This window comes from Aeromonas sp. 62-46, assembly GCF_001898585.1.
Taxonomy (GTDB): domain Bacteria; phylum Pseudomonadota; class Gammaproteobacteria; order Enterobacterales; family Aeromonadaceae; genus Aeromonas; species Aeromonas caviae.
Genome location: NZ_MKUI01000058.1, coordinates 211,519 through 232,136, shown reverse-complemented (window position 1 = coordinate 232,136; position 20,618 = coordinate 211,519). Strand labels below are relative to the sequence as shown.

At 62.1% G+C, this 20,618-nt stretch carries 19 protein-coding genes; 14 read left to right on the top strand and 5 right to left on the bottom strand.

All coding sequences use genetic code 11. The features are described from left to right. Positions 1 to 12: 12 nt before the first annotated feature. From carB to BGO64_RS18810, 4 genes are all read left to right on the top strand, one after another. Positions 13 to 3,237: a carbamoyl-phosphate synthase large subunit gene (gene carB, locus BGO64_RS18825; protein WP_010675188.1), complete on the top strand. Its 3,225-nt coding sequence runs from the start codon at positions 13 to 15 to the stop codon at positions 3,235 to 3,237. 503 nt (positions 3,238 to 3,740) lie between these two features. Beyond that, entirely contained in the window at positions 3,741 to 5,399 is a 1,659-nt protein-coding gene (leuA, locus tag BGO64_RS18820) for a 2-isopropylmalate synthase (protein ID WP_286701183.1), read from the top strand. Between the two features lie 244 nt (positions 5,400 to 5,643). Then, a complete protein-coding gene (locus BGO64_RS18815; RefSeq protein ID WP_286701182.1) occupies positions 5,644 to 6,549 on the top strand; it encodes a GGDEF domain-containing protein in 906 nt (301 codons plus the stop codon). Between the two features lie 145 nt (positions 6,550 to 6,694). After that, on the top strand, positions 6,695 to 7,858 hold the full coding sequence (locus BGO64_RS18810; RefSeq protein WP_286701181.1) for a DUF1615 domain-containing protein: 1,164 nt from the start codon (positions 6,695 to 6,697) through the stop codon (positions 7,856 to 7,858). Positions 7,859 to 7,925: 67 nt separating this feature from the next. On the opposite strand, the gene BGO64_RS18805 is transcribed toward BGO64_RS18810, so the two are convergent. The 3 genes from BGO64_RS18805 to BGO64_RS18795 form a co-directional block, all read right to left on the bottom strand. After that, on the bottom strand, positions 7,926 to 8,165 hold the full coding sequence (locus BGO64_RS18805; RefSeq protein ID WP_286701180.1) for a hypothetical protein: 240 nt from the start codon (positions 8,163 to 8,165) through the stop codon (positions 7,926 to 7,928). Positions 8,166 to 8,246: 81 nt separating this feature from the next. Then, positions 8,247 to 9,110 (bottom strand): nuclease-related domain-containing protein, encoded by an 864-nt coding sequence (locus BGO64_RS18800; RefSeq protein ID WP_286701179.1) that lies wholly within the window; start codon positions 9,108 to 9,110, stop codon positions 8,247 to 8,249. A gap of 242 nt (positions 9,111 to 9,352) precedes the next feature. Beyond that, positions 9,353 to 10,321 (bottom strand): autotransporter domain-containing protein, encoded by a 969-nt coding sequence (locus tag BGO64_RS18795; protein ID WP_286701178.1) that lies wholly within the window; start codon positions 10,319 to 10,321, stop codon positions 9,353 to 9,355. Positions 10,322 to 10,653: 332 nt separating this feature from the next. Between BGO64_RS18795 and BGO64_RS18790 the strand changes: the two genes are divergently transcribed. From BGO64_RS18790 to BGO64_RS18770, 5 genes are all read left to right on the top strand, one after another. Beyond that, entirely contained in the window at positions 10,654 to 11,304 is a 651-nt protein-coding gene (locus BGO64_RS18790) for a DedA family protein (RefSeq protein WP_010675180.1), read from the top strand. Between the two features lie 245 nt (positions 11,305 to 11,549). Further along, positions 11,550 to 12,845 carry a DEAD/DEAH box helicase gene (locus BGO64_RS18785; protein ID WP_286701177.1) on the top strand — a complete coding sequence of 432 codons (1,296 nt, stop codon included), beginning with the start codon at positions 11,550 to 11,552 and terminating at the stop codon, positions 12,843 to 12,845. Between the two features lie 114 nt (positions 12,846 to 12,959). Further along, a complete protein-coding gene (locus tag BGO64_RS18780; RefSeq protein WP_286701176.1) occupies positions 12,960 to 13,595 on the top strand; it encodes a DUF2913 family protein in 636 nt (211 codons plus the stop codon). A gap of 253 nt (positions 13,596 to 13,848) precedes the next feature. Beyond that, a complete protein-coding gene (locus BGO64_RS18775; protein WP_029314738.1) occupies positions 13,849 to 14,889 on the top strand; it encodes a M35 family metalloendopeptidase in 1,041 nt (346 codons plus the stop codon). A 44-nt stretch (positions 14,890 to 14,933) separates the two neighbouring features. Next, positions 14,934 to 15,365 (top strand): protease, encoded by a 432-nt coding sequence (locus tag BGO64_RS18770; protein ID WP_286701175.1) that lies wholly within the window; start codon positions 14,934 to 14,936, stop codon positions 15,363 to 15,365. Here the strand turns inward: BGO64_RS18770 and BGO64_RS18765 are convergent. Beyond that, positions 15,362 to 15,532 (bottom strand): hypothetical protein, encoded by a 171-nt coding sequence (locus BGO64_RS18765; protein WP_286701174.1) that lies wholly within the window; start codon positions 15,530 to 15,532, stop codon positions 15,362 to 15,364. The genes BGO64_RS18770 and BGO64_RS18765 overlap by 4 nt on opposite strands. A gap of 61 nt (positions 15,533 to 15,593) precedes the next feature. Between BGO64_RS18765 and BGO64_RS18760 the strand changes: the two genes are divergently transcribed. From BGO64_RS18760 to BGO64_RS18740, 5 genes are all read left to right on the top strand, one after another. After that, positions 15,594 to 16,172 carry an O-methyltransferase gene (locus tag BGO64_RS18760; RefSeq protein WP_010675174.1) on the top strand — a complete coding sequence of 193 codons (579 nt, stop codon included), beginning with the start codon at positions 15,594 to 15,596 and terminating at the stop codon, positions 16,170 to 16,172. A 24-nt stretch (positions 16,173 to 16,196) separates the two neighbouring features. Next, positions 16,197 to 16,421 carry a hypothetical protein gene (locus BGO64_RS18755; RefSeq protein ID WP_286701173.1) on the top strand — a complete coding sequence of 75 codons (225 nt, stop codon included), beginning with the start codon at positions 16,197 to 16,199 and terminating at the stop codon, positions 16,419 to 16,421. Between the two features lie 439 nt (positions 16,422 to 16,860). Then, complete coding sequence (locus BGO64_RS18750; protein ID WP_042879441.1) at positions 16,861 to 17,634, top strand: amino acid ABC transporter substrate-binding protein; 774 nt, start codon at positions 16,861 to 16,863, stop codon at positions 17,632 to 17,634. 57 nt (positions 17,635 to 17,691) lie between these two features. Continuing rightward, complete coding sequence (locus BGO64_RS18745; RefSeq protein WP_201935501.1) at positions 17,692 to 18,348, top strand: amino acid ABC transporter permease; 657 nt, start codon at positions 17,692 to 17,694, stop codon at positions 18,346 to 18,348. After that, entirely contained in the window at positions 18,345 to 19,106 is a 762-nt protein-coding gene (locus BGO64_RS18740) for an amino acid ABC transporter ATP-binding protein (RefSeq protein WP_010675170.1), read from the top strand. Before BGO64_RS18745 ends, BGO64_RS18740 begins: the two co-directional genes overlap by 4 nt. Positions 19,107 to 19,192: 86 nt before the next feature. On the opposite strand, the gene BGO64_RS18735 is transcribed toward BGO64_RS18740, so the two are convergent. Then, positions 19,193 to 20,608, bottom strand: coding sequence for a glutamate synthase small subunit GltD family protein (locus BGO64_RS18735; protein WP_103242941.1), 1,416 nt, complete (start codon positions 20,606 to 20,608; stop codon positions 19,193 to 19,195). Positions 20,609 to 20,618 lie beyond the last annotated feature (10 nt).

Sequence of the window (20,618 nt, the reverse complement as noted above, 5' to 3'; positions counted from 1 at the left end):
ATAAAGAGAGCCATGCCAAAACGTAACGACCTACAGAGCATCCTGATCCTCGGCGCCGGCCCCATCGTCATCGGTCAGGCCTGCGAATTCGACTACTCCGGCGCCCAGGCGTGCAAGGCCCTGAAAGAAGAGGGCTACCGCGTCATCCTGGTGAACTCCAACCCGGCCACCATCATGACCGACCCGGAGATGGCCGACGCCACCTACATCGAGCCCATCACCTGGGAAGTGGTGCGCGAGATCATCAAGAAAGAGCGCCCGGACGCCATCCTGCCCACCATGGGTGGTCAGACTGCGCTGAACTGCGCCCTGGCGCTGGAGCAGCATGGCGTGCTCAAGGAGTTCGGTGTCGAGATGATCGGCGCCACCGCCGACGCCATCGACAAGGCCGAGGATCGCTCCCGCTTTGACAAGGCCATGCGCAGCATCGGTCTCGAGTGCCCCCGTGCCGGCATCGCCCACAACATGGAAGAGGCCTGGGGTGTGCAGCAGATGGTCGGCTTCCCCTGCATCATCCGTCCTTCCTTTACCATGGGTGGCTCGGGCGGCGGCATCGCCTACAACACCGAAGAGTTCGTGGAGATCTGCGAGCGCGGTCTGGATCTCTCCCCGACCAAGGAGCTGCTCATCGACGAGTCGCTCATCGGCTGGAAAGAGTACGAGATGGAAGTGGTGCGGGATCGCAACGACAACTGCATCATCGTCTGCGCCATCGAAAACTTCGACCCCATGGGCATCCACACCGGTGACTCCATCACGGTCGCGCCAGCCCAGACGCTGACCGACAAGGAGTACCAGATCATGCGCAACGCCTCCATGGCGGTGCTGCGCGAAATCGGCGTCGAGACCGGCGGCTCCAACGTCCAGTTCGGCATCAACCCCAAAGACGGCCGCATGGTCATCATCGAGATGAACCCGCGGGTGTCGCGCTCCTCTGCGCTGGCCTCCAAGGCGACTGGCTTCCCCATCGCCAAGATCGCCGCCAAGCTCGCCATCGGTTACACCCTGGACGAGCTGATGAACGACATCACCGGCGGTCGTACCCCGGCCTCCTTCGAGCCGGCCATCGACTACGTGGTGACCAAGGTGCCGCGCTTCAACTTCGAGAAGTTCGCCGGTGCCAACGACCGTCTGACCACCCAGATGAAGTCCGTCGGTGAAGTGATGGCCATCGGCCGTAACTTCCAGGAGTCCCTGCACAAGGCCCTGCGTGGTCTCGAGACCGGCAAGACCGGCTTCGACCCCATGGTTGACCTGAACGCCCCCGACTCCCTGACCCGCATCCGTCACGAGCTGCAGGATGCTGGTGCCGAGCGCATCTTCTACATCGCCGACGCCTTCCGCGCCGGCCTCTCCATGGACGGCGTGTTCAAGCTGACCAAGATTGACCCCTGGTTCCTGGTCCAGATTGAAGAGCTGGTCAAGCTGGAAGAGCAGGTGAAAGAGCGCGGCATGGCCGGTCTTGACGCCGACTTCCTGCGCGCCCTCAAGCGCAAAGGCTTTGCCGACGCCCGTCTGGCCAAGATCCTCGGCGTGGCCGAAGGTGAAGTGCGTAAATTGCGTGCCCGCCACAACATCTTCCCGGTCTACAAGCGGGTCGATACCTGCGCGGCCGAGTTCGCCACCAACACAGCCTACATGTACTCCAGCTACGACGAGGAGTGCGAGGCCAACCCCACCAACCGCGACAAGATCATGGTCATCGGTGGCGGCCCGAACCGTATCGGTCAGGGCATCGAGTTCGACTACTGCTGTGTGCACGCGGCCCTGGCCCTGCGCGAAGACGGTTACGAGACCATCATGGTCAACTGCAACCCGGAAACCGTCTCCACCGACTACGACACCTCGGACCGTCTCTACTTCGAGCCTGTGACCCTGGAAGACGTGCTGGAAATCGTGCGGGTCGAGCAGCCCAAGGGCGTCATCGTCCAGTACGGCGGCCAGACTCCTCTGAAACTGGCGCGGGCATTGGAAGCGAACGGCGTGCCGGTCATCGGGACCAGCCCGGATGCCATCGACCGCGCGGAAGATCGCGAGCGCTTCCAGTCCGCCGTCGAGCGCCTGGGGCTCAAGCAGCCGGAAAACGGCACCGTCACCGCCCTGGAGCAGGCCGTGCAACTGGCCACGCGCATCACCTACCCGCTGGTGGTTCGTCCCTCCTACGTGCTGGGTGGCCGCGCCATGGAAATCGTCTATGACGAGCAGGACCTGCGCCGCTACTTCGCCGAGGCAGTGAGCGTCTCCAACGAGTCGCCGGTGCTGCTGGACCGCTTCCTGGACGACGCCACCGAGGTGGACGTGGACGCCATCTGCGACGGTGTTGACGTGGTCATCGGCGGCATTATGGAGCACATCGAACAGGCCGGTATCCACTCCGGTGACTCCGCCTGCTCCCTGCCGCCCTACACCCTGTCCAAGGCCATCCAGGACGAGATGCGCGAGCAGGTACGCAAGCTGGCGCTGGAACTCGGCGTGGTCGGTCTGATGAACGTGCAGTTCGCGGTGAAAGACAACGAGATCTACCTCATCGAGGTGAACCCCCGTGCCGCCCGTACCGTGCCCTTCGTCTCCAAGGCCACCGGTGCCCCGCTGGCGAAGATTGCCGCCCGCGTCATGGCCGGTCAGAGCCTGAAAGAACAGGGCTTTACCACCGAGATCATCCCGCCCTACTACTCGGTGAAGGAAGTGGTACTGCCGTTCGCCAAGTTCCCGGGTGTGGACCCGCTGCTGGGGCCGGAAATGCGCTCCACCGGTGAAGTCATGGGGGTAGGCAGCAGCTTCGCCGAGGCCTATGCCAAGGCGCAGCTGGGTGCCGGTCACCAGGTTCCGAGCGAAGGTCGCGCCCTCTTGTCCGTTCGCCACGGCGACAAGGAACGGGTGGTCAACCTGGCCGCCAAGCTGCTGGAGCTGGGCTATGACCTCGACGCCACCCACGGCACCGCCGTGACCTTGGGCGAGGCGAGCATCAACCCGCGTCTGGTCAACAAGGTGCACGAGGGTCGTCCGCACATTCTGGATCGCATCAAGAATGGCGAGTACACCTACATCGTCAACACCGCCGAGGGTCGTCAGGCCATCGAGGATTCCAAGCAGCTGCGCCGTGGCGCCCTGCAGCACAAGGTGGCTTACACCACCACGCTGCATGCGGCCTTCGCCACCTGCATGGCCATCAGTGTCGATGCCACCGCAAATGTGAACTCAGTGCAGGAGCTGCATGAGAAGGTGAACAACCGCTAAGAGCACCGGCAGCACACTGCCCGCTCGATGCACGCAAACCCCGCCAGCAACGGCGGGGTTTTTTATTGCCTGCGCCCTGCCACTTCCGGGGAAACGCCTTCAAGGAAGATGGGTGAGATGGCGAATAATTCATCATGGGTGGTGATACTCACCCCATGAATGAACTTTCACTGCATCAATATTGCTGAATTGGCATGATGGGGTGCAATCTTCGCAATCTCTCGCCCCCACGACCTCCCTATACTGGGTGCTCATACAAACAAGGTCGTCTGCGCCGACACACCGAAAGGTGGCGTGCGAGAGGATCAGCGCCCGCAGCCCCATCCGGCTGCCGTGGCCGGCCCCGGTGACCGACGGGGGCCGCAGGAAAACCGGTCGCGGGGTTACCGCCGCGCGACTCGTCAGGGACGGTGTTACCGCACCAACCCGCTTCCCCTCCTTGCCCCACCCGCCTGTCGGCCCGGTCGTCCGGCGCCTCGCCCATCCGTCAAGGGAATCTGAATATGAGCTTCGATCATCGCAAATACCGCCGTGCCCCCGTGATCAACCTGGCGGATCGCCAGTGGCCCAACCGGGTACTGGAGCGGGCACCGCTCTGGTGCGCCGTGGACCTGCGCGATGGCAACCAGGCGCTGGTCGAGCCCATGACGGTGGCCCAGAAGCTGCAAATGTGGGCGCTGATGACCCACATCGGTTTCAAGCACATCGAGGTGGGCTTCCCGGCGGCCTCCCAGCCCGACTTCGATTTTGTGCGCGAACTCATCGAGCGCAACCTCATCCCCGATGACGTCACCATCCAGGTGCTGGTGCAGGCGCGCGAAGATCTGATCGCCCGCACCTTCGAGGCGCTCAAGGGGGCGAAGCGGGCCATCGTTCACGTCTACAACTCGGTCAACCCGACCCAGCGCAACTATGTGTTCAACTCAGGCAAGGACGGGGTCAAGGCCATCGCCGTGCAGGGGGCGCGCTGGGTGCGGGAGTATGCGGCCCGCAATCCGGGCACCGAGTGGAGTTTCCAGTATTCTCCGGAGAGCTTCAGCAGCACCGAGGTGGAGTTCGCCGTCGAGGTGTGTGACGCCGTCATCGACGAGTGGCGTGCCGCTGCCCGTCCCATGATCCTGAACCTCCCCGCCACGGTGGAGGTGAGCACCCCCAACGTGTTTGCGGATCAGGTGGAGTGGTTCTGCCGAAACCTCAAGGCGCGACCCGAGGTGAGCATCTCCATCCACACCCACAACGACAGAGGCTGCGGGGTGGCCGCCGCCGAGCTGGCGGTGCTGGCGGGGGCGGATCGCATCGAGGGCACCCTGCTCGGCAACGGGGAGCGCACCGGCAACATGGACATCGTCACCATGGCCATGAACCTCTACAGCCAGGGGATTGACCCCGAGCTGGACCTGTCTGACATGGATGCCATCGTCGCCACCGTGGGGGCCTGCACCCAGATTGCCCTGCACCCGCGCCACCCCTATGCCGGCGAGCTGGTCTACACGGCGTTTTCCGGCAGCCACCAGGACGCCATCCGCAAGTCTCTCGCGGCAGAAAAACCGGATCACTACTGGGACGTGGCTTACCTGCCCATCGATCCTGCCGATCTTGGTCGCAGCTACGAGGCGGTGATCCGCATCAACAGCCAGTCCGGCAAGGGAGGGGTGACCTATCTGCTGGAGCGTGACCTCGGTCTGCAACTGCCGCGCTGGCTGCAAATCGACTTCAGCCGCCGGGTGCAGGCCGAGGCTGAGGCGAGCAGCAGCGAAATCAGCCCGGAGCAGATCCGCACCCTGTTCGAGCAGCACTATCTTGAGCCGGCCCACGGCTATCGCATCGGGCGCTTCCAGCTCGGTCATGACTGTCAGGAGAGCCTGCGCCTGGAGTTGCAGACCCCCCACGGCACCCTGCAATTGTGCGGTGAAGGGGAGGGTGCCATCACGGCCCTGGTCAACGGCTGGCAGCGTCAGACCGGCATGCACATCGATGTGCTGGATTACTCCGAGCATGCGCTCACCGCCGGCACCGAATCCCGCGCCGCCGCTTATGTGCTGCTGAGCGTCGAGGGCACCCGGATGTGTGGCGTCGCCGTCGGTCGCGACGTGGTCAACGCCTCCCTGCAGGCGGTGATCAACGGCGCCGCCCAGCATCAGGCCCTGCGCCAGAGCGCCTGAGGCGGCACTGCCCGCTTGCCGTGAGGGCGAGCAGGGAAGGGCCGCCCACCCCGATGTCACGGCAGATCGCGCCGTCCCCGTTGCAACAATCCCCTGACCCATATGGTGAGGGGATTGTTTTTTATGGAAAAATCGGCCCACAATATCAGTGATTTGCCACCAGGAATGCCGTCGGGGTTCGCTGGCGATGGCAGCCAACGGCTGCCATTCGGGATAGAAGACATGCGCGCTTGGAGCCCAAAACATGATGAAGACTCCCCTCAGGTTATCCGTTCACCCCGCCCGGTTCTTCTCGCTTCCTCCCTGCCGTCGTCTCGCGCTGGTGAGCCTGCCCTGTCTGCTGCTGCTGACGGGGATCCTGGCCGGGGTCAGCTTTGATCCCCTGGCAGAGCACAACCTCTATACCGTCGGGGCTCTGGCCGAAGCGCTCAACGTGCTGACCCTGATGTTCATGTTCTGGGTGGTGCAGTGTGCCCAGATCACCTTGAGAACCTATATCTCCCTCAACGGCGGGCTGATCCTCTGGCTCGTTTCTGGCGTCATCGATCTGATGGATGAAGTCTATTTCCAGCCCTGGTGGCTCTCCACGGTGGAAGACAGCCTGCGCACGATCGGCATGCTGGCCTCGGCCTGGGGTGTGCTGCTGATGGTGCAGCAGATGTATGGCACCCAGATGCGGCTCTCCTCTCTCGCCATGTCAGACGAGCTGACCGGGCTCTCCAATCGCCGGGCGTTTCGCGCCGTGCTGGAGGCGCACGGAGAGGAGGGGACGCCGCTCCTGCTGCTGGATCTCGATCACTTCAAGCTGATCAACGATCGCTATGGCCACGCGATTGGCGACAATGTGCTGCGTGAATTCAGCACCCTGCTGCGCCAGCTCTGCCCATTGGATGGGGTGGTGGCACGCCTTGGGGGAGAGGAGTTTGCCATCTGGCTGCCCGGCATGACGGGCGACAAGGCCCGTTCGCTGGCGGAGCAGATAAGGTGCGCGACCGAAGAGCTGGTCTCAGGTGACGGGGTAAGATTCACCGTGAGCCTTGCCCTGGGTATCAGCCAGAGCGGGGAGGGAGTGGATGCCCTGCTCCAGCGCACCGATCTCGCCCTCTATCAGGCCAAGCACCTGGGACGCAACCGGGTGGAGCTGGCGTGATGACGCCAGGGGATGCCGCAGCCAGCGGGCCAGCAGGTTCATCCGCCTTCATCTTGTCAGACTTGTTCCCTACAATGTCCGCCTCCATGCATTCGAGCCCTCTCATTCGCGGTGAGGGGCAGGTCCCTCTCTTCAGGAAGCCTTCATGATCCCCTCTCACTCCTTGTTTGATGCCCATTGGCGCTGGCTGTCACTGCTTTCCCTTGCCCTGCTGTCGGGTTGTGCCAGCGAGCCTCCCGCCCCGACCAGCCCGGCGACGCCGGCGGGGCGCCCCATTCCCAAGGCGATGCAGCCGCAAAAACCGGCCGACATGAAGAGCCGTATCGTGCGCTTCCTGCCGCGCAACGTGGTGGACAAGCCGGGCTGGGCCAATGACGTGGTGACGGCGCTCACCACCCAGGGGCTGACGGTGAGCGATCACAATGTCTGCAGCGTGCTGGCGGTGGCGGAGCAGGAGGCGACCTATCAGGCGGACCCCGTGGTGCCCAACCTCAACAAGATTGCCTGGAAGGAGATCAATGCCCGGGCCGGCAAGCTGCTGATCCCCGAGTTCATGGTGCGCACGGCCCTCTCCATCCAATCCCCCACCGGTAAGAGCTATGCCGAGCGTATCGACAAACTTCGCACCGAGCGGGAGATGAGCGAGATCTTCGAAGACATGATAGGCAGCGTCCCCATGGGCAAGCAGCTCTTTGGCAACCTCAACCCGGTGCGCACCGGCGGCCCCATGCAGGTGAGCGTCGCCTTTGCCGAAGCCAACGCCCGTGGCTACCCCTATCCCGTCAAGGAGTCCATCCGCCACGAAGTCTTTACCCGCCGGGGCGGCATCTGGTTTGGCACCAGGCACATCTTCGGCTATCCCGCCGACTACCCGGATACCCTCTATCGCTTCGCCGACTTCAATGCGGGCTGGTACGCGAGCCGCAATGCGGCCTTCCAGGCGGCGGTAAGCCGGGTGAGTGGCAAGCCCCTGGCCCTGGACGGGGATCTCATCCGCTACGACTCGGATCTGCCCGGCAAGACCGAACTCGCGGTCCACAGCATCGCCAGCCGCGTCAACATGAGCAAGCAGGCCATCCACCAGAGCCTGCTCAAGGGGGACAGCAGCGACTTTTCCCAGACCGACCTCTATCATCGGGTCTTTACCCTGGCCGACCAGCAGGCGGGCAAGCGCCAACCCCGCGCCGTGCTGCCCGGCATCCAGCTAAAGAGCCCCAAGATCACCCGCAACCTCACCACCGCCTGGTTTGCCAAGCGGGTGGATGACAGGGAGCAATCCTGCGTACGGAAGATGGCGACAATTAAGTGATGAGGCGTTTGGTCAGTAAGAAATATAACAGCCGGTTGCCATGATTAATGACAACCGGCTGAAGTCATTAATAGGCTCTCCAGCGATACCCCTTGGCCTGCATACAATCGGTGATGACTTCGTTTTTTTCCTCATCAGAGATATTGTTCAGACGGATCTCATATTTGCATTGAGACAATGCAGTGAGAGTGTCATCGTGTGACACGCCCTCTTGTCTCCATGTTGGCTGCGGGTCAGATGCGCAGGATGTCAGCAATATACTCATGCTGGCGATCACCATTGTTACCGATATTTTTTTTATGCTCATTCATCAATTCCTTTGAATAGAGGTTATTTGGGTTTGTGATTATGGCCCCATGGTTGCCAGGTCTGTACCGCGGTTATTTTTCTAGCGTGTAATTTTGAATGATTTCATCCCCCTGCATTTTGGATATCCGCTGCATCCCCAAAACTGGGTGCCTTTATGCTCCCCTCGGCTGGCGGTACGCAATACCATAAGGTTGCCACATCGGGGGCATGCAGGACTCTGCTCCGTGGGAGCAGGCAGGATGCGAGAGGAGGCAGTCGTATTGTCAGCCAGAAGGGTAGCAGAGGGCGATTTTCGTGAGGGCGCCAGGTGGCGCGCCTTTAGTTGTAGTTGTGCAACATGTTGTCTGTGGGTCTGCCAGTTGGGAGTCAATCGTGTTTGCTGGATGGTCTTGACCACCTGGATGATGTCGGCAGGGGTCAATACCTGTGTGGTCTTCTCCTTGATATATCGGATCAATCCACGGTTCATGACGTTGTCCGGCATTGGCGTCTTGAAAGTACAGTCGCCAATAAAGTAAATCACTGAGTGCAGTTGCTGATCCGCTAGGCCCAACAGGGCCTTCAGGGTCATGACGTGCAGATGATTTTGATGCAGCGGGTTTTGAAAACGATGCTTGCGGCGATATATCTGCTGAGTCCAGCTTTTATGGGCCGGATTGCCAAATATCCATCCTTTCATGTTTTTTGTTTCGATCACGAACAGGCCAAACCGCGAAACAATCACATGATCTATCTGGGTAGTGCCCTGAGAAATCGGCAGGGTCACATCCTTGAGCAGGTGATATTCCCGTTTGTCGAGAAAGAGCCCGAGGCAGAGATTGAGAAACCACTCCCCGACCATCCCTTTGAACCAGGGGCTTTTGACTATCGTGGCCAGCAACAGCAAGGGGAACACAAACCAGAGTTTGGTCAGCAACGGTGCCAGCAGACTGGTCACATCCATCTCATTCCTCCTTGGTTGTCGAAGCCATATCCGGCGCTACTAGCCAGTCCTGTTGGCTGGCAATGAACATGGGGCCCACTGGTGCCAGATGGAGTTGAGTGGGCGACAAAGCATGACTGTAGTGAGTGGTGTGCAGGAACGAAGAACAATCTTTATCAACTGGGCGGTACATCACGCAATTTTGGCTCCAGAGGGGCATCCACCATGGCGTACAGGCAGAGAAGGCCAATGGCGTGAGAGGGCTAAAAACTCATCGCCAGTCCGATGGAGTAGCCGCTGGTACTGTTGCTGAACATATAGCGGGCCACCAGCCGGGTGCGGGTGATGAAGATGTCGTACTTGCTGCTGTCGAGTTCGAGGCCAAGTCCCAGGGAGTTGAGGCTGTTGAAACCGAGCAGCCCCCGTTGCTGCCCCAGGTATTCGGTTCTGGCCCCTTCCAGCACGTAGCGAAGGGGCCTGTCCAGCAGGGTCCAGTCCCAGAGGGGGGCGCGGCGGCGCAGGTAAAGCCCGAGGTTTTCCGCATCGGCCTGACCGCTGACGCTCTCGGCGGTGCCGGTGAAGCTTTGCAGATGCTGGTAGGAGTAGCGCAGCTCGGCATCGATGTCCTGGGCGGCGGAGAAGAGTTCATAGTCCAGCATCAATGAGCCGCCGAGGCCATAGACATTGAGGGTGCCGCCGTCGAGGAAGTCCAGATTCTTGCCGCTCCGGTGCTCGAGCAGGGCGGCCCCGATGCGAAGGTCGCTGGCCACCGTGCCCAGAGTGACATTGGCGATGGGCCGCAGCACCAGATTGCCACCAAAGCGATCCCGGTGGACGCCGACATCCCAGCCGATGCCGCCGGTGGCGCTCAGGCTGTTCCATTTGGTGGGAATGGTGCGAGTCTCGTTGCCATCGGTGAACACGAACTGGGGATCGTAGCGGCTGTAACCCAGGGTGCCCTCCAGATAGAGGGGAACATCCTTGCTCAGGGTGGCGCCACCCCCGAGCTGGGTGATGGTGAGGGCGGAGGTGTCGTTGGTGCCGCTGCCGATATCCAGGTTGCTGGCGGTGATATCCGGCACCACGGCGTAGCTCATCAGGGAGACGACGGCGTTGGCGCGCTGTTGAACCAGGCTCTCGTCGCTGGCACGGGCCTTTGTCACAAGACCGGCAGAGACGCCGGCAATAACCGCCAGCAAGGAAAGTGTGTGAACAGAGAGCTGTCTTGCCATACCTGGCTCCATGAGTACCCCGTCCATTGGGGCATGTTCACACTGTAACGGGTTTCATCTGGCTTGGCAGCCTGGCAAGGGCCGACCCGTCCTGTTTTGGGGTGTGCGCATTGGCCTGATGGGCCAAGCTGCCCTCGCTTTGGCGGGGGCAGGGGGCCGCGAGAAGGGTGAACCGCTGGGCAGAAATCACAGACATTAATTTATTGTTCAGTTCCCCGGGTGTATAAGAGGCCTCCCATACGAACATTGGGGTGGTAGCAGGGATGGATTACCAGACGGGGCCTTCGGGTCATCATGACGAATGCGCATTACGTTGATGGGAGTCACACCAGATGCAGGACATGCTGCTTGCCATATGGCATCAGGATTTTGATCAGCTTATACAAATGCAGGCAATCGGTCTGCTCGTCACCTGTCTGGTGGTGATCCTCTTCCTTGAATCGAGCTTCGTCTTTCTGCCCCTGCCCGGTGACAGCCTGGTGCTGCTGGCGGGCGGTCTGGTGGGCATGGGGGTGCTGGGGCCCGAGGTGACCTTGCTCTATCTGCCGCTCGCGGCCGGGATAGGGAGCGTGCTCGCCTACTGGCAGGGGCAGGCACTGCATGGCACCCGTTTCATGGGCCATGTGGAGCGAATGATCCCGGAAGGGAGCCTGCCCAGGGCCTCCCGACTGCTGGATCGTTACGGCTTCTGGGCCATGTTCGTGTCCCGTTTCATCCCCTTTGTGAGAGTGTTGACCCCCATGTTGATGGGAGTCTCCCGCCTGCACCTGCTGCGGGTGGCCGTGGCGAGTTTTGCCAGCGCCTTCCTCTGGTCCCTGGTACTGAGCATGGTGGGCAAGATGGTGATGGCGACCCCGGTCTTTGCCCATCATCAGGAGCTGCTGACCAAGTGCCTGCTCGTCACCTCTTTCGGGCTGTTCGTCATCGCGGTGGCGGCCATCGGCATGCGGCTGCTCAAGCGTCCGAGCAAGCGGGTGCGCTGATCTCACTGCCCGGGCTGCGCCTGCTGCCGCGTCTGGAGGGCGCAGCCCCCGGAAAAATACAGGCCATTTGAGGCGGCATTCCTGTCGCCTATCTGTTACACTTCGCGCCCGCCATTTTCCGGCTCATCTTCTGATCTGATGTCAGACCCAGCCGTCCTTGGCTCCACGCCTCGCCGATGCCAGGCCACACGCCGGCCCAGGCCACCCACGCCAACTACAGCTCCGCTGGAACACAGGAACCCAACATGAGATTTGAATCGTTCGATTTTGCCCCCGAGATTTTGCGCGCCATCTCAGATTGCGGTTATCAGGAGATGACCCCTGTGCAGAGCCAGGCCATCCCGGCCATTCGCCGTGGCCGCGATGTGCTGGCCAGTGCCCAGACCGGTACCGGCAAGACAGCCGCCTTTGCGTTGCCCATCCTGCAACGCCTGGTAGACAACCCGGCGCCGGTGCAGCCTTCCAATGCCCGCGTGCTGATCCTGACCCCGACCCGCGAGCTGGCAGCCCAGGTGGCGAGCAATATCAACGATTTTGCCAAGTATCTTGATATCACTACCCTCACCATCGTGGGTGGCGGCAAAGAGGATGTGCAGGCCAAGAAGCTCAAAGCGGGCGCACACATCATAGTGGCCACCCCTGGCCGTCTGCTCGAGCACCTCACCGCCTGCAACCTGAGCCTCTCCGGGGTCGAGACTCTGGTGCTGGACGAGGCGGATCGCATCCTCGACATGGGCTTTAGCGCCGATGTGCAGCAGATCCTGCAGGCGGTCAACAAGACCCGCCAGAACCTGCTCTTCTCCGCCACCTTCTCCGAGGCGGTAAAAAAGCTGGCCAACCTCATGCTGGACAAACCCCAGGTGGTGGCCGTCGACAAGCAGAACTCCACTGCCGACACCGTGAGCCACACCGTTTATCCGGTGGAACAGAAGCGCAAGCGAGAGCTGCTCTCCGAGCTTATCGGCAAGCAGAACTGGCAGCAGGTGCTGGTGTTTGCCAGCACCCGCGAGAGCTGCGATGAACTGGTGGAGGAGCTCAACCTCGACGGCATCAAGTCTGCCGTGGTGCACGGTGACAAGGCCCAGGGGAGCCGTCGCCGTGCCTTGCGTGAATTCACCGAAGGCAAGCTGCGGGTGCTGGTGGCCACCGAGGTGGCCGCCCGCGGCCTGGACATTCCGAGCCTGGAATACGTGGTCAACTATGATCTGCCGTTCCTCGCGGAAGATTACGTGCACCGTATCGGCCGAACCGGTCGCGCTGGCAAGAGCGGCATGGCCATCTCCTTCGTCAGTCGCGAGGAGGAGCGCACCCTGCTGGAGATCGAAGCCCTCATCGGCCAGAAGATCCGCCGCATCATGGTGCCGGGTTACGAGGTGAGCAGCCGTGACGACCTCATCAAGCAGTTGCAGGAGCGCCGCCGCTTCGGCAAGCGCCCGCAGCGTGAAGACAATGCCGCCGCCCAGGCCATGGCCGAGGCGAAACTGCAAGGTCAGCGCCTCAAGCGTCTGGCGGCGGCCAAGAAGCCCCGTCAGCCGAAATAAGGCAACGTCGCACCCTCCCGGTCGGGGAGGGGCGTTTACTCTCCAAAGGCGCCACTGGCGCCTTTGTGCTGTCGATGACGCGGCCCCTGGCCGCCCCGTTTCAGAGGATCCGAGATGACCCTTCCTGCTTACAATCAGGCCCTGCTCGAGATGGCCCGCCAGAGCCTGGCGGAGCTGGAGCGCACCGCCGCCCAGAAGACGGGCAAACGCACCCCCGCCCAGGAGAGCCACTTTCTCTGTACCTGGATGGCGGATTCTCTCAAGGAGAAACGCTTCTCCCGGCTGGTGATGGAGGATCTCAAGACCTGGGTGCAACTGGGGCGGACGCTGGGGGCGGGGGCCGATCTCAAGGGGCTGCTTGAGCGGGTGCAGCGCCAGTATGAGCGTGCCATGCATGAGCCGGTACAGCTGGGGGCGCGCCTGGCCGATCTGCTTTTGGCGCTGGAGGGGGCGGGCTGGCTGGTGTTCACCGACAGCGAACTGAACACCCGGCAGCGGCTGCTGAGCCAGGGGCAATCCAGCCTGATCATCTCGGCCAGCGAGTATCAGGGCCATATCGAGGGGGGTGAGCTGGTCAAGCCCCTCACCCTCTATGTGCGCGGGGACGAGCAGATACTGGCCGAGGCGGCATTTGTCCGGGGCCTGCTGCTGAGCCAGGGCAACAAGAAAACCACCCTGGTCAAGCACCACAAGGCCTATCGGCTGATGCCGGGCAACGCGCAGCCGGCCCTGGCGCTGCTGGCCTCCTGACCCGCCTTCTCATCCCGTCACCCGGCCCTGCGCCGGGTTTTTTTATGGCAAATACGCCACACGGGGTTGCCTGCACGCCCAGGGCCGGGCGGGCAATCTTTGTCGCAGCCAAGAGGCTCCCCCTCTGATGGGGGGCGTCCCCCATATGGAGGGATGGTGGGGTGGTGCTTCTGCTCTAGGGTGGATGGGCCCCAAAGAGGGCCTTAAAGGAAGCAGACCGCCTGACAAGGCGACACTCAATGAATGAGGAAACATGATGAAAGCGACTCCAATTGCCCTGTTGCTGGCCGGCGTGCTGGCGTCCCCGCTCTGCGCCGCCGGACTCGATGCCCGGCTCACCCTGGTGGAGGGCAGCACAGACGATGTGCGCGTCAACCTGACCCTGACCAACACCGGGGAGAAGCCGGTTCGTCTGCTCAAATGGCAACTGCCGGGCAGCGAGGATGCTCCCCTGTTCCAGGTGGAGCGTGACGGCCAGCCGGTGGATTACGAAGGGGCCCTGATCAAGCGGGCCGCCCCGAGTGACAAGGACTACCAACTGCTCAAGGCGGGCCAGAGCCTGACAGTGCAGGCGGAGGTCTCCGGTCTCTACGACATGAGCGCCCAGGGCCAGTACAGCATCCGTTACCTGCTGCCGACCGTGGCGCAGGAGGGGAAAGCGGCCAAGGCCAAACAGGCCCAGGCGAGCGAGTCCAATGCCGTGACCCTCTGGGTGGACGGGGTGAGCGACGATCGGGTGCTGGCCAAGGCGGCGGTGGCCGAGCCCCAGGCGGTGAGCGCCTCGGTCAGCTTCAGCGGCCGTTGCACCAACACCCAGAAGAGCGACATCCTGGCGGCGCTCGATGCCGCAAGTGGCATCGCCAACAACTCCAGCAGCTACCTCGCGGTGGACAAGCCGAATGGACAGCGCTACCGCAGCTGGTTTGGTGCCTATGACGCCACCCGCTGGAACCAGGCCGAGACCAACTTCAGCAAGATCAAGGATGCCATCGACAACAAGCCGCTCACCTTCGACTGCGGTTGCAAGCAGAGCTACTTTGCCTATGTCTATCCGGACCAGCCCTACAAGGTCTATCTGTGCAAGAGCTTCTGGACTGCGCCGGTCACCGGGACCGATTCCCGCGCCGGCACCATTGTCCACGAGCTGAGCCACTTCAACGTGGTGGCGGGCACCGACGATCTGGGATACGGTCAGGCCAATGCGCGCAATCTGGCGAGCACGGATCCCCAGAAGGCCCTGAACAATGCCGACAACCACGAGTATTTCGCCGAGAATACCCCGAGCGAAAATTGAGTTGCAAACAGGGGCCGGATGGCCCCTTTTTTGACGGAGGCACCATGATGACACTCTTGCTCACCACCCTGGCACTGGCGCCCTTGCAGTGCGAGCTGTCGGTCAGCGCAGAGAGCGGGGTGAACGAACCCCTGCCCCTGGTGATGACCCTGACCAACCGGGGGGAGACGCCCCTCGAGGTATTGACCTGGTTCACCCCCTTCGAGGGGTGGTTTGCCGATGCCATCGACCTGACCCGCGATGGGCTGCCGCTGGACTATCGAGGGCCGCTTGCCAAGCGAGGTACCCCCGGGGACGGTGACTTCCTGCAGCTGGGGGCGGGGGAGCAGAGCCAGGCCGATGCGGATCTGGCGCAGGCCTACGATCTGTCCCAACCGGGCCGCTACCGGCTCAGCTATCGTGCCCAGCCCCTGACGCTGACCAAGGGCGTGGCGCCCAGCTGCCCCGCCGTCGACTTTACCCGGGTGGCCCCCTAGGCGATCTGCGGCTTGCCCTTGGTATCCAGCAGCCCACCGCGTGACGATTGGCTTTCCCGCCAGCAGCAGTGCACCAGCGTGATCACATGGTGAGCCAGGGTGTTGTCTTTATCCGGATGACGCAGGGGATGGGCCACCGAGTGGGTCGATAGCAAAATGATGAACATGAGGGGCGGTCCAGCCATGCCATGCACCGGGCCGACTCGTTTACACCGTCAAGGAGGAGACATGGCACTGGAACAACTGAAACGGGAGCTGGAGCGCTTTGGCGAGCAGAATGACGGCGCGCAACACTCCCGTGGCAGCAAGATGCTCAACATTACCCGCGACACCGGCGAACTGCTGGCGGTGCTGGTGCAGACGAGGGGGGCGCAGGCTGTGCTGGAGATCGGCACCTCCAACGGTTACTCCACCCTCTGGCTGGCCGAGGCAGTGAAACGGCTGGGGGGCCGGGTCACCACCATCGAGCTGGACGAGGGCAAACGGACCATGGCGGCGACCAACTTTGAGCGGGCCGGGCTCACTCCCTGGATTGAGCAGTTGGCGGGGGAGGCCGGCAGCCTGTTGCCCTGCCTGCCGACGGCGGGCTATCAGCTCATCTTCCTCGACTCCGAGCGCCGCCACTACCAGGCCTGGTGGCCCGAGATCCAGCGCCTGCTTGCCCCTCGTGGCCTGCTGGTGGTGGACAATGCCATCTCCCATGAGGACGAGATGAGGGAGTGGATGGCACAGGTGCGGCGTGACCCCGATTTCCTGACTTCCCTGGTGCCGGTGGGCAAGGGGGAGTGGCTGGTGGTGCGGTTGTAGGGGAAAGGCATGGAAAACAAGACCATGGAACCAAAAGCAGTTGTGGAGGCCTACTGGCAGGCCATGCAGAACAGCGGTTTCGTCAGGGCCCCCAGGTGGCTGAGCGATGACTTCCTCTGTGACTGGCCAACGTTGGGGGAGCGGAGCGAGGGGTGGGTCAGCTTCGTCGAGATCCATCGGCGCTACCCGGCGGCCGGGCCCTGGAATGTCGACATCGTCCGCCTGCCGGAGCAGGGCGGGAGGTGGTGACCGAAGGGGTGATCACTGACGGTGACGTCAAGGCGCGCGCCATCGCGCCTTTACCTTCCACGTGGTGCGTGGCAATCCCATTTGCCATCAGACTGAATTTTGGCCCGATTGATACGTTATGTCGTGATTGGGCCACTGCCATCCCGCGGGAGCTGCAACCCGCCTGATATGGTTTCCGCTGACGGAGCGCCGCCAGCGGGGCAATTCCTCGGCTAGCCCGGCCATTATTTATTCGTTATCCATTATTTCGCTAAATATCCCCGTATTTCATGGTTGGGTCATGCCATGAGCCACGTTATGTTTCATCCATACCGCCAGCAAGCACTATGAAGGTTATCTCTGCCGATAATTAATTTAAATTAAACATGATAATCGGCTGGTTTTATTTTGTGGTGGTTGGCAAGCGCTCTGGATGTTCATAAATATAACGAGGTGAATAATGAAAAAACGGCACTCCCTGTTTTTAATGGCGGCACTTCCGCTGGCACTCATGACATCGGTACAGGCACAGTCAAGCCTGGCCGAGATCCAGCGGGCCGGAGTGATCAAGATCGGCACCGAAGGGACCTATCCTCCCTTCACCTACCACGACAAGAGCGGCAAGCTGGTGGGCTTTGACGTGGAGATAGGCGAGCTGATTGCAAGCGGTCTGGGCGTGAAGCCGCAGTTCGTCGAGGGCAAGTGGGACGGGCTCATCGCCGGGGTGGACGCCAAGCGCTACGACCTGGTGCTCAATGAAGTGGCCATCACCCCTGAACGGCTGAAAAAATATGATTTTTCAGATCCCTACATCACCTCCAAGGCGGTGATCGTGGTGCACAGCGACAACCAAAGCATCAAGAGTTTTGCCGATCTGAAGGGCAAGAAATCCTCCCAGTCCCTGACCAGCAACTTCGCCCAGCTGGCGAAATCATCGGGCGCCGAGGTGGTGGCCACCGAGGGATTCAACCAGTCACTCGAACTGGTGCTGACCGGGCGGGTGGATGCCACCATCAACGACAGCCTCTCCTTCCTCGACTTCAAGAAACAGAAGCCGGACGCCAAATTGAAGGTGGCGGCCAGCGAGGCCAAGGGGGATCAATCTGCCGCCCTGCTCGCCAAGGGGCAACCCGAGTTGCTGGCTGCGATCAATCAGGCGCTGCGCAATGCCAAGCAGGATGGCGCATATCAGAAAATATCGCAGAAATATTTCGGCACCGACGTCTCGCAATAATATCGTGGCAACATAATAACAACTGAGGATATTAACGTGCCGGCCTGGTTGCAGTTAATGATCGACTCTTTTTGGCCCCTGCTCAGTGCGGGGCTTATTTTTACCGTGCCACTCACTCTGATTACCTTCGTGCTGGGAATCGTGCTCGGCTTGTCGGTGGCGCTGGCCAGATTATATGGTCCGGCTCCGCTGGTGATACTGGTCCGCTTCTATGTCTGGCTTATTCGGGGCACGCCCCTGCTGGTGCAGCTGTTTCTGATCTTTTACGGTCTGCCGAGCGCCGGCATCGTGCTGGACGCCTTCACCGCCGCCGTCATCGGTTTCACCCTCAACATCGGTGCCTACAGCTCGGAGATCATTCGTGCCACCCTGGCGGCCATCCCCAAGGGGCAGTGGGAGGCGGCCTACTCCATCGGCATGAACTGGCCCCAGGTCATGTGGCGGGTGATCCTGCCGCAGGCGGCGCGCATCGCGGTGCCACCGCTCTCCAACACCTTCATCTCCCTGGTCAAAGACACGTCGCTGGCGGCGGCGGTGACCGTGCCCGAGCTGTTTCAGGCGGCCCAGCGCCTCGCCTCCGTCACCTATGAGCCGCTCATTCTCTATATCGAGACGGCCCTCATCTACCTGATGTTCAGCTCGGTGCTCTCCACCCTGCAAGACAGGCTGGAGCAGCGACTGGCTCACAAAGAGACCCGGGAGGTCGCCCTATGATCCGCTTGAGTGGCATCGAGAAACAGTTTGCGGGGCAGCGCGTGTTGAAAGGGGTGGGGCTGGCGATGGCCGCGGGCAGCGTCACCGCCCTGATCGGTCCCTCCGGCAGCGGCAAGAGTACACTGCTGCGCTGTGTGAACCTGCTGGAGCGACCCGATGCAGGCCAGCTGGTGCTGGGGGGCAGCGAGCTCGACTTTACCCGGCATCTGTCACGGCAAAGCGTGCTGGCCCTGCGCCAGCAGACCGGCATGGTGTTCCAGAATTTCCAGCTGTTCCCGCACATGACGGTGCTGGAGAACGTGATGGAAGGGTTGGTGACCGTGTTGAAGTGGCCCAGGGAGAGGGCAGTGGCGCGCGCCCTGCAACTGCTCGACAAGGTGGGGCTCAGGCACAAGGCCGAGGCGGTGCCTGCCACCCTCTCCGGCGGTCAGCAGCAGCGGGTCGCCATTGCCCGGGCGCTGGCGCCATCCCCCAAGGTGTTGCTCTGTGACGAGCCCACCTCGGCGCTGGATCCCGAGCTTGCCCAGGAGGTGGTGGCCGTGCTGCGCCAACTGGCCAGTGAGGGGACCACCATGCTGATCGCCACCCATGACTTGCGCCTTGCAGCCCAGATTGCGCAGCAGGTGATCTTCCTGGAGGCCGGGGAGGTGGTGGAGGCGGGCAGTGCGCGCCAGATGTTCACCACCCCCAAGCGGGCGCGTACCTTCGAATACATCTCCACCCTCACCGAACGGCTGCCGGAGAGCTGGAGTATCTAGCCGGTTCTGGCGGATTGAGAGCGAGATAAAAAAACAGCCCCGCACGAGCGGGGCTGTTTGCATGACAGCGTGGTTGCGACGGCAGATCACACGGCCAGGTAGTCCATGATCCCTTCGGCCGCCTTGCGACCCTCGTAGATGGCGGTCACCACCAGATCCGAGCCGCGCACCGCGTCACCACCGGCGAACACCTTGGGGTTGCTGGTCTGGAAGGCGTACTCGGCCTTCTCGGGCGCCTTGATGCGATCCCGGCCGTCGAGCTCGACGCCGTGCTCTGCCATCCAGGGCTGGGGGTTGGGCTGGAAGCCGAACGCCATCACCACCGCATCGGCAGCCAGCACCTGCTCGGAGCCTTCAATGACCACAGGATTGCGGCGGCCATTGGCATCGGGGGCGCCGAGCTCTGTGCTCACCACCTTGATGCCGCAGGTGCGGCCGTGGGCGTCCAGCTCCACGCCGATGGGCTGGAGGTTGAACATGAATTCCACCCCTTCCTCCTGGGCGTTTTTCACCTCCCGCTTGGAGCCCGGCATGTTCTCGGCATCCCGGCGGTAGGCGCAGATCACCCGATCGGCCCCCTGGCGGATGGCGGTGCGCACGCAGTCCATGGCGGTGTCGCCGCCCCCCAGCACCACTACCTGCTTGCCGGCGAAGTCGATGTAATCGGCTTGCGCCTTCTCAAAGCCCAGCAGCCGGTTGGCGTTGGAGATGAGGTAGGGCAGGGCGTCGTAGACCCCCGGCGCCTCTTCGTTGGCAAAGCCGCCCTTCATGTACTTGTAGGTGCCGACCCCGAGGAAGACCGCATCGAACTCGCCGAGCAGATCGGCGAAGGTGACGTCACGGCCCACTTCGGTCTCGAGACGAAACTCCACCCCCATCCCCTCGAAGATCTCGCGGCGGCGCTGCATCACCTCTTTCTCCAGCTTGAAGGAGGGGATACCGAAGGTGAGCAGACCACCTATCTCCGGGTACTTGTCGAACACCACAGGGGTGACGCCATTGCGTGCCAGCACGTCGGCACAGGCAAGGCCCGCTGGGCCCGCGCCAATGACGGCGACCCGCTTGTCGGTCTTGACCACCTTGGAGAGATCCGGGCGCCAGCCCATCTCGAAGGCCTTGTCGGTGATGTACTTTTCGATGTTGCCGATGGTCACGGCGCCGAATCTGTCGTTGAGGGTGCAGGCACCCTCACACAGTCTGTCTTGCGGGCAAACGCGGCCACATACCTCCGGCAGGCTGTTGGTCTGGTGGGAGAGCTCCACCGCCTCCAGAATGCGTCCCTCGTTGGCAAGCTTCAGCCAGTTGGGGATGTAGTTGTGTACCGGGCACTTCCACTCGCAATAGGGGTTGCCGCAGTCGAGGCAGCGATCTGCCTGCATGCCGACCTGGGCCTGGTTGAAGGGCTCGTAGATCTCCACGAACTGGATCTTGCGGATCTTGAGCGGCTTCTTGGGCGGGTCGACCCGCTGGACATCGATAAACTGGAATACGTTCTGGCTCATAGGGTTCCCT